Annotated in this window: 20 protein-coding genes; 16 read left to right on the top strand and 4 right to left on the bottom strand. The window is 35.2% G+C overall.

What is annotated here, in order from left to right:
- The first annotated feature begins 2 nt into the window (after positions 1–2).
- The 9 genes from ACQKOG_RS19355 (at position 3) to ACQKOG_RS19315 (ending at position 5,505) form a co-directional block, all read left to right on the top strand.
- Positions 3–380 (top strand): hypothetical protein, encoded by a 378-nt coding sequence (locus ACQKOG_RS19355; RefSeq protein ID WP_370079841.1) that lies wholly within the window; start codon positions 3–5, stop codon positions 378–380.
- Positions 381–392: 12 nt separating this feature from the next.
- Positions 393–1,304: a stage III sporulation protein AE gene (locus ACQKOG_RS19350; RefSeq protein WP_402874669.1), complete on the top strand. Its 912-nt coding sequence runs from the start codon at positions 393–395 to the stop codon at positions 1,302–1,304.
- Between the two features lies 1 nt (position 1,305).
- Positions 1,306–1,449 (top strand): hypothetical protein, encoded by a 144-nt coding sequence (locus ACQKOG_RS19345; RefSeq protein ID WP_199777723.1) that lies wholly within the window; start codon positions 1,306–1,308, stop codon positions 1,447–1,449.
- 62 nt (positions 1,450–1,511) lie between these two features.
- Entirely contained in the window at positions 1,512–1,931 is a 420-nt protein-coding gene (locus ACQKOG_RS19340; RefSeq protein WP_427447982.1) for a hypothetical protein, read from the top strand.
- Positions 1,932–2,489, top strand: coding sequence for a SpoIIIAH-like family protein (locus tag ACQKOG_RS19335; RefSeq protein ID WP_370079847.1), 558 nt, complete (start codon positions 1,932–1,934; stop codon positions 2,487–2,489). It begins immediately after the preceding gene.
- A 200-nt stretch (positions 2,490–2,689) separates the two neighbouring features.
- Positions 2,690–3,190, top strand: coding sequence for an acetyl-CoA carboxylase biotin carboxyl carrier protein (gene accB, locus ACQKOG_RS19330; protein WP_427447980.1), 501 nt, complete (start codon positions 2,690–2,692; stop codon positions 3,188–3,190).
- A 13-nt stretch (positions 3,191–3,203) separates the two neighbouring features.
- A complete protein-coding gene (gene accC / locus ACQKOG_RS19325) occupies positions 3,204–4,562 on the top strand; it encodes an acetyl-CoA carboxylase biotin carboxylase subunit (protein ID WP_370079851.1) in 1,359 nt (452 codons plus the stop codon).
- Positions 4,563–4,650: 88 nt separating this feature from the next.
- Entirely contained in the window at positions 4,651–4,857 is a 207-nt protein-coding gene (locus tag ACQKOG_RS19320) for a hypothetical protein (protein WP_427447978.1), read from the top strand.
- 57 nt (positions 4,858–4,914) lie between these two features.
- Positions 4,915–5,505: a hypothetical protein gene (locus ACQKOG_RS19315; RefSeq protein ID WP_370079855.1), complete on the top strand. Its 591-nt coding sequence runs from the start codon at positions 4,915–4,917 to the stop codon at positions 5,503–5,505.
- A 302-nt stretch (positions 5,506–5,807) separates the two neighbouring features.
- On the opposite strand, the gene ACQKOG_RS19310 is transcribed toward ACQKOG_RS19315, so the two are convergent.
- Positions 5,808–6,254, bottom strand: coding sequence for a hypothetical protein (locus ACQKOG_RS19310; RefSeq protein ID WP_370079857.1), 447 nt, complete (start codon positions 6,252–6,254; stop codon positions 5,808–5,810).
- A gap of 506 nt (positions 6,255–6,760) precedes the next feature.
- Between ACQKOG_RS19310 and ACQKOG_RS19305 the strand changes: the two genes are divergently transcribed.
- The 4 genes from ACQKOG_RS19305 to ACQKOG_RS19290 all read left to right on the top strand — a co-directional run bounded on the left by ACQKOG_RS19305 (position 6,761) and on the right by ACQKOG_RS19290 (position 9,889).
- Complete coding sequence (locus tag ACQKOG_RS19305) at positions 6,761–6,994, top strand: hypothetical protein (protein WP_370079911.1); 234 nt, start codon at positions 6,761–6,763, stop codon at positions 6,992–6,994.
- Between the two features lie 366 nt (positions 6,995–7,360).
- Positions 7,361–7,681 (top strand): hypothetical protein, encoded by a 321-nt coding sequence (locus ACQKOG_RS19300; RefSeq protein WP_370079915.1) that lies wholly within the window; start codon positions 7,361–7,363, stop codon positions 7,679–7,681.
- A gap of 398 nt (positions 7,682–8,079) precedes the next feature.
- Positions 8,080–9,015: an alpha/beta fold hydrolase gene (locus tag ACQKOG_RS19295; RefSeq protein WP_427447976.1), complete on the top strand. Its 936-nt coding sequence runs from the start codon at positions 8,080–8,082 to the stop codon at positions 9,013–9,015.
- Between the two features lie 415 nt (positions 9,016–9,430).
- Positions 9,431–9,889 (top strand): hypothetical protein, encoded by a 459-nt coding sequence (locus ACQKOG_RS19290; RefSeq protein ID WP_370079861.1) that lies wholly within the window; start codon positions 9,431–9,433, stop codon positions 9,887–9,889.
- Between the two features lie 121 nt (positions 9,890–10,010).
- Here ACQKOG_RS19290 and ACQKOG_RS19285 read toward each other — a convergent pair whose 3' ends face one another.
- Positions 10,011–10,433 (bottom strand): NUDIX hydrolase, encoded by a 423-nt coding sequence (locus tag ACQKOG_RS19285; protein ID WP_370079913.1) that lies wholly within the window; start codon positions 10,431–10,433, stop codon positions 10,011–10,013.
- A gap of 229 nt (positions 10,434–10,662) precedes the next feature.
- A complete protein-coding gene (locus ACQKOG_RS19280) occupies positions 10,663–10,824 on the bottom strand; it encodes a hypothetical protein (RefSeq protein WP_370079917.1) in 162 nt (53 codons plus the stop codon).
- A 426-nt stretch (positions 10,825–11,250) separates the two neighbouring features.
- On the opposite strand from ACQKOG_RS19280, the gene ACQKOG_RS19275 reads away from it, so the two are divergent.
- Positions 11,251–11,661 carry an Asp23/Gls24 family envelope stress response protein gene (locus ACQKOG_RS19275; protein ID WP_132356667.1) on the top strand — a complete coding sequence of 137 codons (411 nt, stop codon included), beginning with the start codon at positions 11,251–11,253 and terminating at the stop codon, positions 11,659–11,661.
- A gap of 82 nt (positions 11,662–11,743) precedes the next feature.
- On the opposite strand, the gene ACQKOG_RS19270 is transcribed toward ACQKOG_RS19275, so the two are convergent.
- Positions 11,744–12,913, bottom strand: a complete 1,170-nt coding sequence (locus tag ACQKOG_RS19270; RefSeq protein WP_370079863.1) for an MFS transporter — start codon at positions 12,911–12,913, stop codon at positions 11,744–11,746.
- Positions 12,914–13,505: 592 nt separating this feature from the next.
- Here ACQKOG_RS19270 and nusB point away from each other — a divergent pair.
- Together nusB and folD are read left to right on the top strand one after the other, a co-directional pair.
- A complete protein-coding gene (nusB, locus tag ACQKOG_RS19265) occupies positions 13,506–13,886 on the top strand; it encodes a transcription antitermination factor NusB (protein ID WP_142507174.1) in 381 nt (126 codons plus the stop codon).
- Positions 13,887–13,919: 33 nt separating this feature from the next.
- Positions 13,920–14,786, top strand: a complete 867-nt coding sequence (gene folD, locus ACQKOG_RS19260; RefSeq protein ID WP_370079865.1) for a bifunctional methylenetetrahydrofolate dehydrogenase/methenyltetrahydrofolate cyclohydrolase FolD — start codon at positions 13,920–13,922, stop codon at positions 14,784–14,786.
- Positions 14,787–14,890 lie beyond the last annotated feature (104 nt).

The raw sequence follows: 14,890 nt of genomic DNA, 5'->3' as shown, positions 1-14,890 counted from the left end.
AAATGGAAATTGTCATTGTAGCTGTTGTCATGCTGCTTTTATTATTGCTTATAAAAGAAGTCATAAAGCCACTCCATGCGCTGATTAGTGTAATGTTTTCGTTTTTGCTGTTTAGTATGCTGTTTTCTACACTCCTATTGCCATTCATCAAGCAATTGCTTGAGACATTAGCTTTTTTGCCTTATGCAAAAGCAATTGTAGTAAGTGCTAGCCTTTTTTATGTAGGGCAATGGGTGTCTTTTTTACTTGTAGAACAAAGCTATAAAGTACTCGGGCATATTGTCTACGATGGGGTCAAGATTGTTATTTTGTTGTACTGGTTTAAGGAATTTTTGGCTGTTTTACAGGAGGTGTCGGCCATTTTACAACGGCTAAACTAAGGGGCGAAGACATTGCTGGAGCAAATATTTTCGTTTTTAACGGATCCATTTTTTCTATTGCTGAAGATGACGCTTATTTTGTGTGGCTATGTCATTATTATTTTGATTGTTAATATGATTTTACCAGAATTTGAAAAAGGGACAAGGATACTTTTTTTTCTTATTGTACTGGCGACTATAGGACCAGTTGTTGTGAGTTCATTTAATTTGATAGACGAAATAGCACAGGGACTTGCACATATATTTACTGCATTTTATCCCATTCTTACTTCAAGTTTTCTTTTATCTAGCAGTATTACAGCGATTGCTTCTTGGCAGCCTTTTTTACTTTTCTTTGTACAAGTCTTAACGATTATTAGTAGTAAATGGCTTATTCCAGGAGTGCTTTTTGCCATTGTGTTTGATGTCTGCAGTGTCATTGTTAAAGAAATTTCGTTTACGAGAATTGCCGAATTGATTCGTTTTACCATTATGAGCATCGTCTCGGCATCTGTAATTTGTTACATCATTTTAATGTCGGCGAGTGGCGTGGCCGCATTTAGTGTCAATGCAGCTGTTGCAGAGCCTGTGAAGAAATTAATAGAGGAAAATATTCCGGTTGTTGGTTCCTTTATAGTAGATAGTTTTTCGATGTTCCAGCATATGACACAATTTTCCTCTTCTATTACTAGTATTTCTGCTTTTATAGCGGTTATTACCGTGTCGTTTATTCCAACAGTTCAGCTTGTTGTCAGTGCGTATTCGTTGAAAATGTTAGCTGCTATTTTAGAACCGATTGCTTTTGATGATATTTGTAAACTACTTGATCATGTTAGTAAATCTCTATTTACCTTATGTGCTGTATCATTTCTAATTGCTTTTTCATTTATGTTTTCTTGTTTATTCCTCATCGTTTTTGTGCAAGTTATGGCTGGGGGGAGATAGATTGATTCTTTTATTAGCGATGCTCTTTATCTGTCAGATATTTGTGTTTTTAACAGAAGATAAAGAAATAATTTCACTTACAAAGCTTGTTATTACGTTAGTATTTTTGCAATTGCTATTAAAGATTCCATTTATCAATTCATAGGAGGAAACAAGCGTACATACACTTGAAAAAGAGAAGATGAAAGGAGGCAATGTACAAGTGATGTGGAAAAGAAACGAAAAAAATCAACGTCATTTCTAGTCTTAATGCTTATTGCTGCCTCCGTGGGAATTTTCATCATTTTACCAATGTATCAAACGGGTACAACGAATGGGCAAGTAACTTCGATGACCAGTGAAGAAAAACTTGAACAAACACTAAAGGCTATGAAAGGTGTTGGGGAGGTTAAAGTCTATTTTTATTACGGAGATATGACAGCTGAGAAGGATGACAATAAACTATTCAGTCAATATTTTCGAGGAACTGAACAAGGCACGAAAGAAGTAACAGGGATGCTAATTGTTTCAGAAGGAGCATCAGATATCTTTGTGAAAAATGAAATTCGTGCTGTTGTTAGTCAAGTAATGCAATTGCCGATTCATCGAATTATTATCGTTCCAATGGAGAATAAGGAGGAAAAGTAAATGCGCGTACGTAGAAGAACAGTTTGGTTTATGACATTATTAAGTCTAGTAGCGGTTATCTCAGTGTATTATTTGGTTGATCCAGCAAAACAATTTAATGGACTAACTATTTTCACAGATGACGCATTACAGCAAACTGCGGTAACGGGTGTGACTGATCAAGAAGCAACGAAAGAGGGAGAGACGAAGGAAGTATCTTCTCCAAGTCATTTATTTGAAGAAATGCGCATGCAAGTTAGTGATGAAAGAAGCCAGCTTCGTTTGCAATTAGAGCAGAAGATCGGTTCAAAAGATTACACAGCAGAACAAAAAAGTGAAGCTTATAATGAAATGGATAACCTTATAAAACAAGAATCCTCTGAAGCAATGTTAGAAATGCTTATTAAATCTTCAGGTTACTCCGATGCGTTTGTTCGAGCAGATGGTGATAAAGTACAGGTAACTGTTATGGCTGAGGAGCTATCAAAAGCTCAAGCAAATGAAATTATTTACTTGGTAAAAACAGAGATGGAAGGCGCAAATGACGTCCAAGTAAAATTCAGCGCGAATAACTATTAAAAATAGAGAGAAAAAGAGGAATTTTCTGTTTATTTGAAACTGTTGTTATATATCAGTATAATGAAAAGGCTTTCGTTTAGTAAAGGAAAGCCTTTTATTTTGTTCATATTTACTTAATTTGCATTAAAGTATTTCAAATTGTTCGAAAAAAATATAAAATAGTATTTGTAGTAGATTTTATTTCATAAGGAGAGTTAGAAATGTTCAAAATTCAAGAAATTCGCGAAATTATTAAATTAGTAGATTCTTCTTCGATTGACGAGTTCGTTTACGAAGTAGATGGCGCAAAAGTTAAATTAAAAAAGAATGGTGTTGTTGTTACTGATACTGTAGCACCTAAAAAAGTAGTAGTTGCACCTGTTGTACAACAGTCTGCGCCTGTAGCAGCTCCTGTAGCACCAGCTACTCCAGCAAAAGCTGAAGAAGCACCAGCTGCAGCACCAGCAAATAACGACCCATCGTTACATAAAATTGTGTCACCGATGGTTGGAACTTTTTATCAATCTCCAAATCCAGATTCACCAGCTTACGTTAAAGTGGGGGACAAAGTTGGTGATGAAACAATCGTATGTATCGTAGAAGCTATGAAACTATTCAACGAAATTGAAGCAGAAGTTCAAGGGGAAATCGTTGAAGTACTTGTTAAAGACGGTGAATTAGTAGAATACGGTCAACCATTATTCCTTGTAAAAGCTGAGTAAGGAGTGCACAACCATGAAAAAAGTTTTAATTGCAAACCGCGGCGAAATCGCTGTGCGTATTATTCGTGCTTGTAAAGAGTTAGGCATTCAATCTGTTGCCGTATACTCAGAAGCAGACGCTGACGCATTACATGTGAAATTAGCAGACGAAGCATATTGTATCGGGCCAAAGCTTTCAAAAGATTCATATCTTAGCTTCCCAGCTTTACTTAGCGTAGCAGAAAAAACTGGTGCAGACGGTATCCACCCAGGTTACGGTTTTGTATCTGAAAACGCTGACTTCGCTGAGGCTTGTGAAAACGCAGGCATTAAGTTCATTGGACCTTCATCTGATTCTATTAAAATTATGGGTATTAAAGACGTTGCACGTACAACAATGGAAGCAGCAGGTGTTCCACTTGTTCCGGGTACTGGTATTGTTCCAGATATCGAAACAGGTAAAGAATGGGCTGCTAAAATTGGTTACCCTGTGATCATCAAAGCAACTGCTGGTGGTGGCGGTAAAGGTATCCGTGTAGCTCGTACAGAAGAAGACCTTGTAAAAGGCATTGAAATTACGCAAAAAGAGGCTGCTGCAGCATTCGGTAACCCAGGCGTATATTTAGAAAAATTCATCGAGTACTTCCGTCACTGTGAAATCCAAGTATTAGCGGATGGCTATGGTAACGTTGTACATTTAGGTGAACGTGACTGTACCGTTCAACGCCGTATGCAGAAATTAGTAGAGGAAGCTCCATCTCCAGCGCTATCTTCTGAGCGTCGTGCTGAAATGGGTGCCGCTGCCGTTAAAGCTGCTGAAGCTTGTAACTATGAAGGTGCCGGAACAATCGAGTTTATTTATGACTATCAAGAAGATAAATTCTACTTCATGGAGATGAATACTCGTATCCAAGTAGAACACCCAGTAACTGAAATGATTTCTGGTGTGGATCTTGTACAACAACAATTAAAAATTGCATCTGGTGAAAAACTTCCTTTCACTCAAGATGATATACAATTAAATGGTTGGGCAATTGAATGCCGTATTAACGCAGAAAATGCTTATAAAAACTTCATGCCATCAGCTGGTACTGTAGATACTTACGTAACTCCAGGTGGCTACGGTGTACGTATTGACTCTGCTGTATATGCTGGCTATACAATCCCACCATACTATGACTCAATGGTTGCGAAACTAATTGTTCATGCCAATACACGTGAAGAAGCGATCGCGAAAATGAATCGTGCGCTTAGCGAATTTGAAGTATCTGGTCCTGGGATCAATACAACAATTCCGTTCCACCAAGCATTGATGAACAATGACGTGTTCAAATCAGCGCAATTCAATACGAAGTTCCTAGAAGAGAATGATGTTTTGGGGAAAAGCAAGTAATTGTGATTTGTGGATTTAGGGAATAGAACACCCATCAAAGTTCTTAATTTTATTACCTCCTAACTTTTATTAGTTAGGAGGTTTTTTTATGTCCCAAAATATACAGAGAACAGGGATATTTGATTTGAATGACTTTACAGGAGGCATACAGATACCAAACTTTAATGGAGCATTTCAACAGGATGACAAAGAGCTAATTGCACCTCCAAAATTTTTAGTGGACGTCACAGAATTGAGCTTCTGGAAGCCCACTTCTTCAGAGATTGGAAGGAATGAAGTGCTTTTTTCTTTATAGAACATATGTTTATATTGTATATTGTAAATAATCAAAAAAAGAAAGGAGTGACGGGTAATGACGAAAGGGAAGAAAGATTGTTTTGTTATAGAACTCAAGTTACTTATAGATACATGGCAAAAGGATATTCTATTAAAACGTTTTGAAATTGCCCGTACACTCTATAATACAACTTTGTCTTATGCAGTAAAACAATATACTTTAATGCAAGAATCAAAACACTATCGAAAACAATTACGTTGCTACCAAAAAGCGAAAAAATCGAATGATTCAAAAGAGTTGAAGCAGACTGCAAAAGAATTAGATAACATTCGTCAATCTTTTGGGTTAAGTGAATATCAACTGCATGCGTATATTAAAAAGCATCAACATAACTATAAAAAACATATAGATAGCAATACTTCTCAGAAGATCGCCTCTACTGTCTGGAAAGCGGTTCAAGATGTTCTATTTAAAGGGAGTAAAGAACACTTTAAACGTTACGGAATGCTTCATTCTGTAGAAGGGAAATCTAATAAAGCAGGCATTCGATTTAAAGAGAATATTGTCTATTGGAATGGATTAACCCTTCCTGTGCGTATTCGCAAACAAGATTTGTTTGTAATTGAGGGGTATTCCTTCGTAGGTAGAGCTACCTGCCTTCGTTAAAACTTATTGCCAACACAACATCGGTTGTGTAAATAAGAAAGTCTTATGGAACAGAGGATAAATCAAAGATGTTGTACACAGGACATGGCAACACCATCTGTGGAGAGCTTTGTAACGCTTCTCTTAAGTACATAAGAACCCCACTGCTTTAGCTGTGGGAGTAGTCAGGAGAAGGGCATCAAAATCGCTAATGCATTGCTCTTTTTTAAAATTATCTCCAAGCATTTCATTTGCCAACAATCCCATACACGGTCTTTGTGCCAATAGTGATTAAAAAAAACTAGAGACGTTTGCATTCGTCTCTAGTCATTTTTTAATATTAATTTTCGGGATTTTACATCGTAAATTTCGTAACCCATAGTAAACATATTGTCTTTTGTAAACATATTTTCTTTTGCAACTGACACCTTACAATAGTAAGGAATTGACATACCATAAGCATCCAGTTCAGGAATATCGAATGAGGTATATTGTTCACCAGTTTCGATCATTTCAAAAGTTGCTGATGTACGGCGTCCGAATGAACCAACTTCGATCGTACACTCTCCACTAATAACGTCATAATCTTTTTGGATAATAGATTTTAGACTCGGTAGGGTAATCACTAATAACGTAACACCTACTAAAAAACCAAAAAGAGACTTAAATCCATCGAAAGATAGCAATTCTTTGTCTTGATACATAAAAATTAATGATATAGCTTGCGAGAGAGCGAGTATTAATCCTATTGAGAGTACTATATAATACAATTCTTCACTTCCTATGTATAACTGTTGAATATTTCCTTGTGCAAATTTGAAGTTGGCCTAACATATTTTATCGTATTATTCTTATCAAGGTAAACAGGATTATTATTCATGATTAATTTGAATAAAGGGGTCTAAAGCTAAAGGAAAGTTTAAAGAGCGTAAACGAAGTTAGTTGAAGGCGAAGAAGAAGAAGTCAGACGCAACGCAATCATTAAGGATTATCAATACGGCGTTTCAATTGTTGACATTCGCAAGACTTACAAAGCCGGAAAAGGAACAATTTATCGATTGCTTGGACGTGAAGGAATAAAACGATAACAAAACGATCAACGAAAGAATTAAATCTCGTTTGTTGGTCGTTCTTTTTTGCGTTGAAAGAGCGTGACCCCAAAGCCCTTTATTCTGACAGGTGCATTCTGGTGTTCGGAACTTGCGCACAGCTTTTAAACATTTTGAAGAATAATAGTTATAATATACACATTAATATTTGTAAAGATGGTGAAACGATGGAACAGATGATAAAGGAAATGATGTCTCCAAGTAATCAATATAAAGTTCAAATTATAAAAAGGAGGGATGGTCTTTATACAACAGAAGTATATATGTGGCAAGAAGACTGCGGATATGAATTTTGGAGTCCAATAAAGATAGGATTGAGTTTAATTGAGACAGAAGAAGGTGCAGTGACATTAGCCATTGAACATTTAAGAGAATACTCTGGTGAAATTATCATTCTTTAGTTACCTCACTTATTCAACGCTGTCAGACGTATCGAGATCGTTTAAGTGGATAGTTGGTAGTCATGAGCAATATATAGAATTTAGTTATCCCGATTAACTTACGTCAGTTTTGCGTTAAAAAAATAAGCGCAGGAATCCCCACAAGCTCATAACTCGTTTTAATAGCCCAAAATAAAAGTCATGACAGCCGATTATCATGTTGTGTCAAGGGCATTATACTCCGAATTAAGGAGAGTGATTGACGGTGCATACACGAAATTTATCAGTAGACCAAGTACGCATAAAGCTAGGCTTACATACTAATAAGAATGCTTTTGTCTTGGAGATATCGGAATTGTGAGAGGCTAGGTAGTTATGGAGGTTGTAATGGTTTATATTACTCGTAAGCAGAATTCGAGGTCAGGCTTATTTGATTTAACAGTATTGCCACCTTTTATGAAGCATGTTATTTGGATGTGTTATAATCAAATTTATGAAGAAATCTACACTAACGGTGCAGTATGGTTAAATGAAATAGGGGGACAGATGATGGATAATCAATATGTCGTAGGTTGGGGTACATTGGCGTTGATAAATGCTGCACTTGCACAAGGGAAGAATAGAACAGGGTTCAATTGGTTTTTACTTTCTCTTTTGTTAGGCCCATTAGCAACACTAATTTTGTTATTTGTTGAAAAGAGACAGTAACACTACATATTCACAATAATTTATATAAGTTAATAAAGTGAGAAGCGTGGTAATGTAGACTCTCACTTATTCAATTAGGGTGTTTAATAAGTCGATTATTGATCGGCTTATTTTTTATATACTAATGTACTTTTTAACGCTTAAATAAAATATTTTTTTTGGAAAAATGATACAATAAATATAATTCAGGCCAACATCAAAATATGTACTTGCAATGGTGGCGAGTTTTAGTTCCGAAAGCAAAGCTGTGCCGACGGAAAGCATTCACCTGTAACGGAATATACAGTCAAGCATACATTTTGATGAAGAGCCATAATTCAAAAACTAAATTGTTCCTTATTTTAAACAACGCGGTAATTACAAGTTGGAACAAATCGATAGTAAGGAAGGAGAAGAAAATGAAAACTCAAGTGTCAAACTATATAAAAATAGGCTCTTCAGAACAATTTATTTCTATTTTTGGTGAAGATAACGATCTGCCTCTTTTAGTGTATTTGCACGGTGGTCCAGGTGATGCCGCTTTACCACTGATTTATAAATATAACTCAGAACTTGGAAAAACGTTTAATGTTGTAGTCTGGGAACAAAGAGGGGCGGGGAAATCTTACTATACTTTTTCGGAAGAGGAACAAATAACTATTGAAACTTATATAGAAGACTTATACAGTTTAATTCATTATTTGTTAGAAACGTTTAAACAAGAGAAAGTTTACCTTTTAGGTCACTCATGGGGAAGTGTCCTAGGCTTAATTTTCATTAAAAAATATCCACAATTAGTACATAGTTATTTTGGATGTGGTCAAGTAGTTAACATGAAAAAAGGATTGCAGTGTCAATATGATTTTGTTTTGAAAGAAAGTCGAGAACAAAATAAAAAAAAGATTGTTCAGCGATTGGAAAATATTGACCTTTCATTGACTCAAAAAGATTGGTTAAACGATTTATTATTTGTTACTAAATTAGTGGTTCGATACAGACATTCTTTATATGGGAAAAGCAATTACAACCAACTGGTAAGGGATTTCATTTTTTCATCAAAGTACACATTTAAAGATTTAATCAATCGCGAAAAAGGTAGTCTACAATCTATACAATATTTGTGGCAAGAGCTCATGGAAATTGATTTTAGAGAATACAAGAGTTTCGATGTCCCTATTACGTTTTTTGAGGGGCGTCATGATCAGCATGTTTCTTCTTCATTAGTAGAGGATTACTATCACACGATAAAAACGACAAAAAAACTCATTTGGTTCGAAAACTCAAGTCATTTTCCCCAGTGGGAAGAGTCAGTCAAGTTTAATCAGTCTTTGATAAGTATCAGAAAGCAGAATTAATGAACAATGACGTCTTTAAATCAGCTCAATTCAATACGAATTTCCTAGAAGAGAATGATGTTTTGGGGACAAGCAAGGAATTGATTCGTTAACAACGGAATAAAGCGCTAACGTCTATTTCTTATACTTTCTGACTTTTACTAGTCAGGAGGTTTTATTCAGGCGTAGATTTATAGGACGAGATTATTTTAGACGAACGATTATTGCAATTAGAGAATATATAGAAAAAGAAAGGGGAAAAAGCTGATTGTTTACAAATTAACAATATATGAATCAAATTAATAAAAATGCATATATCGAAGAAATGATACATGTCCATGTGATAAAACAAAAAAATATGAAACGGATCAGAAAATATAAAAATTGTTTTGTAACGTAGTATAAATGAGTTCGCCAAATATTGAGGGGGATGTGCATGAAGAAGAAATATTTTTTATATTTAGCAGCTCTTTTTGGACTCACCTTAATGGGGTGTTCAAATACTAATGGATTGCCAGGAGGAAAGCCTCCAAAAGTCTATATAGAAATTGATAATAAAAAATTTGAAACTACACTCGGTACCTATTGTTGGCCAAATAAATGCGTTGATACCGCTGGACCAGTTGAACTATTAGAAGGTAAAAAACCTATAAAAGTTAAATCTGGTAAAAATATAACTCTTGTGATGGAATACGAACCAAAACCAAATGAATTTAATCTTGTCCTAATAAGTGATAAAAAGGAAACTGAAGTAATGGTGAAAGACAATCGTTTTACCGCACCAACACAACGTGGAGTTTATTATTATTCATATGGTGTATGGTGGAAGGATGAAAAGGAAGCGAATTTATCTCGTGGCGACGCTTTCTACGCCTTCGCTTTAGAAGTAGATTAGGTAGTTCATTAAAGGGAGCTATTATTGCACAACGTAAGGAAAAAATTGCTCCCTTTAGAGTAATTCGAAAACATTATGTTTTTTATACTGCTACTTTTATTTCCCCATTATTTCACCTACTTTAGAACAGTGCTAATTCAGCATATTTGATATACTCTTTTAAAAATTTAGGAGCTTGAGGGTTGTTAAGTATTTCTTCCGTAGCTAATAAAAATACTTTTTCTACTTCTTCAGGTTGTTTAACAAAAATATCACCTGATTCATATTCACAGAGGAAAATAATATCAACAACGTTTTCACCTTTATTTGTTACAAATGAAGTGCTATGTATATATTTTAAATTCTCTTTAATTTTAATACCAATTTCTTCAAAAACTTCTCTTTTTAAAGTTTTTTCTAATATATTTGATGAAATTCCTTCAATATCTACTTTTCCTCCAACAAGTGAAAGTAATCCACCCGCATGTTCTTCTTTTTTACTTCTTTCAACAATTATCCACTTATCATCTTTTCTTATAGCCCCTTCAACATTGACAATAAACAAATCTAATTCCCCCATACTGAAGAAACCTACGAAGATTTCTTCGCTTTTCAATTTTTATCGAGAGGTTATTTGAATTTAACGATTAAAATTTTGGATTTATCGCCCAACTTTTTATATTTATCGATCTCGCTTAAAAGCGGTTTTGTTTGTGAAAATACATTGACTCTGCAATTTATTTAAATTTTCTAGAGTTAATTTCATACGCAGAAACTTAGAATAAATGTTCAATTTAATTGCTTGTATTTTCTTCTGTATCTCGGTTGTTCTTCTTCAATATTTCAATAATTTCTTTATTTTGTTCCCGTATATCCTTCATAATTCTTTCTATTGCTAAACCTGTGAAAACTAAAATTAATACTAATATAAACGTAAAAATATCCATGTTGTTCAATTCCTTCTCCTACATATTTCTTAATTATTCAGAAAATCCGTATATAAGAGAATTATAGTGTATTATGATTGTTTATTGAAATCAAAATGGAAAAAATGAAATATTTTGGGATGTTGATTATCGGAATAAGAAGTCGTAGGTGATAAAATCAACGTCAGGTTTCCGAGTGAAAAATGGCTAGTAGGAGGATTCAATCTTCTGTAAGTTAAATTTGATTATTTTACAAAGAGGGAAGTGGAAAATTCATTGTGAGGTAGCGGTTGTTTTCGCTTTTCATTTTTATCGCCCAACTTTTTAAATATATAGACATAAATCTGTCTCATATAAATTAAATCTGCTTTACGAAGCCAAACCTCCCTTTTTATAGTATAATAAGCGTAAGTACAGCATTTGTTTGTGATGTGTAAGGGAAAGGATGATATTTGTATGGCAGAGAAAGTAGGACAATCTTTCGTACAACCAACGCCTTCTGGAAAAGAAGAACTTGGGAAAATTGAAGTAGCAGCGGAAGTAATCGAGGTTGTTGCTGGAATCGCAGTGAACGAGGTAGAAGGGGTCGCGGCCACTCGTGGTAATATTGCTACTGGCGTAGTAGAACGCTTCGGTAAAAAAGTTCACAATAAGGGCATTAAATCGGGTGTTACTGAAACTGGTGAGATTGCCATTGATGTATTTTGCTCTGTAAAATACGGCTATACAATTCCGAAAGTGGCGAAGGAAGTACAAACTCAAATTCGCCAAGCGATTTATAATATGACAGCACTTGAAACAGCAGAAGTGAATGTACACATTACAGGTATTCACTTTGAAAAAGAAGAAGTAGCCGTACAAGAATAAAAAGAAGGGTTGCCTATAGGGCAATCCTTCTTTTTACGTTATTAATGGAAATTGATCAGCAGTGATTAGTATTGCTATTTTATTATATTTCAATATGCTTTGGTTTTCTCCAGAACAAAGCAAGGATAACACCGAGTGTTAAAACAATTGTCGCAAAGTAATATGGGTAGTTCAAATTGATATCGAACAATACTCCACCTAAAATAGGGCCGAAGATATTACCAAGACTTGTAAACATGGAGTTCATGCCACCAACGAACCCTTGTTCATTACCAGCTATTTTTGATAAATAAGAGGTAACGGCAGGACGAATTAAATCGAAGCCGACGAAAATAAAGAATGTGACAAATAATATTGCGAAATAGTGGCTTACAAATGTCATAGCAAATGTTAAAACAGCAGATAGGACGAGTGAATAACGGATAAGATTAATCTCGCCCATTTTCTTTGTTAGCCAATCGAATAAAACTAGCTGAGCAAGAGCCCCGACTACTCCACTTCCCGTAATAATAATCGCGATATCTGAAGGTGTAAATGCGAATTTATGATCCACAAATAGGCTAAATAACGATTCAAATGCAGCTAAACCAAATGATAATACGAAAATAAGCACGAATGGAATAAGGTATAGTGGGCTAAAAATACGCTTCATACTGCCTAAAATTGATGGTGCAGACTGTTCATCATCGGCAGCACGTGTCGGTTCTTTTAGTAAAAAGAATGACAAGAGCGCTGCTAAAAATCCGAGTATACCAGCAGCATAAAACGGTAAGCGCGTTCCGAATTCGGCCAAAAATCCACCGATACCTGGTCCGATAATAAAGCCAGTACTAATCGCTGCGCTCATGTAACCTAATGCCTTTGGACGTTGTGACAGGGTTGTAATGTCAGCGATATATGCAGTTACCGCAGGCATGATGAAAGCAGCACTGATACCACCTAACATACGTGAGATAAAGAGTATTTCAACTGTGCGTCCAAGCCCGAATAATAGCTCTGAAAAACCGAATATAAAAAGACCCGCAACGATCATAATTTTACGGCCAATGTTATCCACCATTTTACCAGAAATCGGCGAGACGATAAGTTGAGTGATAGCAAATGCGGCCACCATATAACCAACGACAGAGCCTGAAATTTTCAGCTCATTCATAAGTGTTGGTAGCACAGGTATAACTAAACCAATACCTAAAAAGGCAATGAATAAATTCGATAATAAAATACTTAAAGTTAAAAGTTGTTGCTTATTCATATTGTTCTCCTTCAATCTTTCACGATACATGAATCAAAGTCTACTAGAATATTTCCAAGTAATACAATAAACCCTATAGTAACTATAGAGTCAAAAGATTTGTTTTAACTTTTTATAAGTGTGGAAGTATTCGTTCGCGGTTATACAAAGTGTTATATATTTCTTTCATACGATGTCAATGGAGCAGGCATATTTATTTCTCTACGTTCATTCATAAAATGCCCTTACTGGTAAGAGCTAAAGAAGTTTTATATCGCATCAAAATGAATTTTATATTTACAAATATCGCAGTAAAATAGGCGGGATTTGCGTTCGTTCTTTTACGGCTTGTACATATAACTTCATAATGCGTAATGAACACCTGAAAAATGATGTTTAATTTCCTTAATTATAACATTCTTGGTATTTAAACAATAAAGGTTGATTTTTAATTTCAATATATTTCTTAGAAAAGTTAATTGCAGGGTGTTAAAATAAGCAAAAAGTTGCTTGAAAAAGGTATCAGATTATTTAAAACTTGCTTGAATTCGTGTTTCTCTCACGAATTTATGCTATTATAAACCTTAATGCCACTTAAGAAGGAGAGCTTTACATGAAACGACATGAGGCACGCGAAAAAGCGTTGCAAGTTTTGTTTCAGCTAGACAATACTGAACTAACAGTAGAAGAAGCAATGGGTCATATTAAAGGACAACCAACAAATGTCTTCTACGAAAAGATTGTTACTGGAACAGTTGAACATTTAGAGGAAATCGATGCTACTATAGAGCAGCATCTTGAAAAGTGGTCACTTGCCCGTTTACCTAAAATTGAAAGAACGGTTTTACGTCTAGCTGTATACGAGATTTTATACATGCCAGAAACACCAAAAAGAGTAGTACTTAATGAAGCAATCGAGTTATGCAAAACATTTGGCGACGATGGCTCGTCGAAATTTGTTAATGGCGTACTTTCTAAATTTACAGAACAATAAAATGTGTTGAATTGGAAGGAGTAACTAAGGTCTATGTCAAGTGCAATTATTAATGGTAAAGAAATTGGTCAAGAAATTCGTAATTCAGTAGCAGAGCGAGTAACGCGTTTAAAAGAGCAAGGATTAACACCAGGCTTAGCGGTTGTTTTAGTAGGAGACAACCAAGCCTCGGCTACATATGTGAGAAATAAGCAAAAATCTTGTGAAGCGATTGGTATGTTTTCTGAGTTAATCAAACTGCCAGAAGAAACTACACAGGATTCATTATTAGCACAAATCGAATTATTAAATAATCGTGAAGATATTCATGGTATTTTAGTACAATTACCACTCCCAAAACATATTGATGAGGATATTGTTATTGCCACAATTGCTGTGGAAAAAGACGTTGATGGCTTCTCACCAGTAAGCGTTGGGAAAATGATGCTTGGCCAAGAAACATTTTTGCCTTGTACACCGTTTGGCGTAATGAAACTTCTTGAATATTCAGGAATTGAAGTAGCAGGAAAGCACGCGGTCATCGTGGGGCGTAGTCATATCGTGGGTAAACCAATGGGACAACTACTACTACAAAAAGATGCAACCGTTACATATACGCATTCCAAAACACCGAATCTACCTTCATTCACTAAACAAGCAGATATATTAATTGCGGCAGTTGGACGTGCAAACTTTATTACGAAGGAACACGTTAAAGAAGGAGCAGTTGTTATAGATGTTGGTATTAATCGTGATGAAAATAACAAGCTTTGCGGTGACGTAAACTTTAGTGAGGTCGATGGTATTGCTTCTCACATTACACCTGTACCAGGCGGTGTAGGACCAATGACAATTACTATGCTTCTATTCAACACAGTTCAAGCAGCAGAAAATAAGCTTGCACATACAGTTAAGTTATAATTTTGAATGATTGAATGACTCTTTAGTTTGCAAAAAAGCTACCTCAATTTTTTTATTGAGGTGGCTTTTTTTGCATTATTTTACTTTTCAGGTATTCTTTATGA

It is taken from the genome of Lysinibacillus sp. NPDC093216, assembly GCF_050280325.1.
Lineage (GTDB): Bacteria > Bacillota > Bacilli > Bacillales_A > Planococcaceae > Lysinibacillus.
Note: the sequence above shows the minus strand (reverse complement) of the source record. Positions and strands in the feature narration are given on the sequence as shown.

What these genes read in the sequence shown, in the direction of transcription:
- ACQKOG_RS19270 (WP_370079863.1), bottom strand. Translation starts at nt 12,913, where the DNA reads ATGAATAAGCAACAACTTTTAACTTTAAGTATTTTATTATCGAATTTA.
- nusB (WP_142507174.1), top strand. Translation starts at nt 13,506, where the DNA reads ATGAAACGACATGAGGCACGCGAAAAAGCGTTGCAAGTTTTGTTTCAG.
- ACQKOG_RS19320 (WP_427447978.1), top strand. Translation starts at nt 4,651, where the DNA reads ATGTCCCAAAATATACAGAGAACAGGGATATTTGATTTGAATGACTTT.
- accC (WP_370079851.1), top strand. Translation starts at nt 3,204, where the DNA reads ATGAAAAAAGTTTTAATTGCAAACCGCGGCGAAATCGCTGTGCGTATT.
- ACQKOG_RS19355 (WP_370079841.1), top strand. Translation starts at nt 3, where the DNA reads ATGGAAATTGTCATTGTAGCTGTTGTCATGCTGCTTTTATTATTGCTT.
- ACQKOG_RS19300 (WP_370079915.1), top strand. Translation starts at nt 7,361, where the DNA reads ATGGTTTATATTACTCGTAAGCAGAATTCGAGGTCAGGCTTATTTGAT.
- ACQKOG_RS19295 (WP_427447976.1), top strand. Translation starts at nt 8,080, where the DNA reads ATGAAAACTCAAGTGTCAAACTATATAAAAATAGGCTCTTCAGAACAA.
- ACQKOG_RS19290 (WP_370079861.1), top strand. Translation starts at nt 9,431, where the DNA reads ATGAAGAAGAAATATTTTTTATATTTAGCAGCTCTTTTTGGACTCACC.
- ACQKOG_RS19275 (WP_132356667.1), top strand. Translation starts at nt 11,251, where the DNA reads ATGGCAGAGAAAGTAGGACAATCTTTCGTACAACCAACGCCTTCTGGA.
- ACQKOG_RS19305 (WP_370079911.1), top strand. Translation starts at nt 6,761, where the DNA reads ATGGAACAGATGATAAAGGAAATGATGTCTCCAAGTAATCAATATAAA.
- ACQKOG_RS19315 (WP_370079855.1), top strand. Translation starts at nt 4,915, where the DNA reads ATGACGAAAGGGAAGAAAGATTGTTTTGTTATAGAACTCAAGTTACTT.
- folD (WP_370079865.1), top strand. Translation starts at nt 13,920, where the DNA reads ATGTCAAGTGCAATTATTAATGGTAAAGAAATTGGTCAAGAAATTCGT.
- ACQKOG_RS19335 (WP_370079847.1), top strand. Translation starts at nt 1,932, where the DNA reads ATGCGCGTACGTAGAAGAACAGTTTGGTTTATGACATTATTAAGTCTA.
- accB (WP_427447980.1), top strand. Translation starts at nt 2,690, where the DNA reads ATGTTCAAAATTCAAGAAATTCGCGAAATTATTAAATTAGTAGATTCT.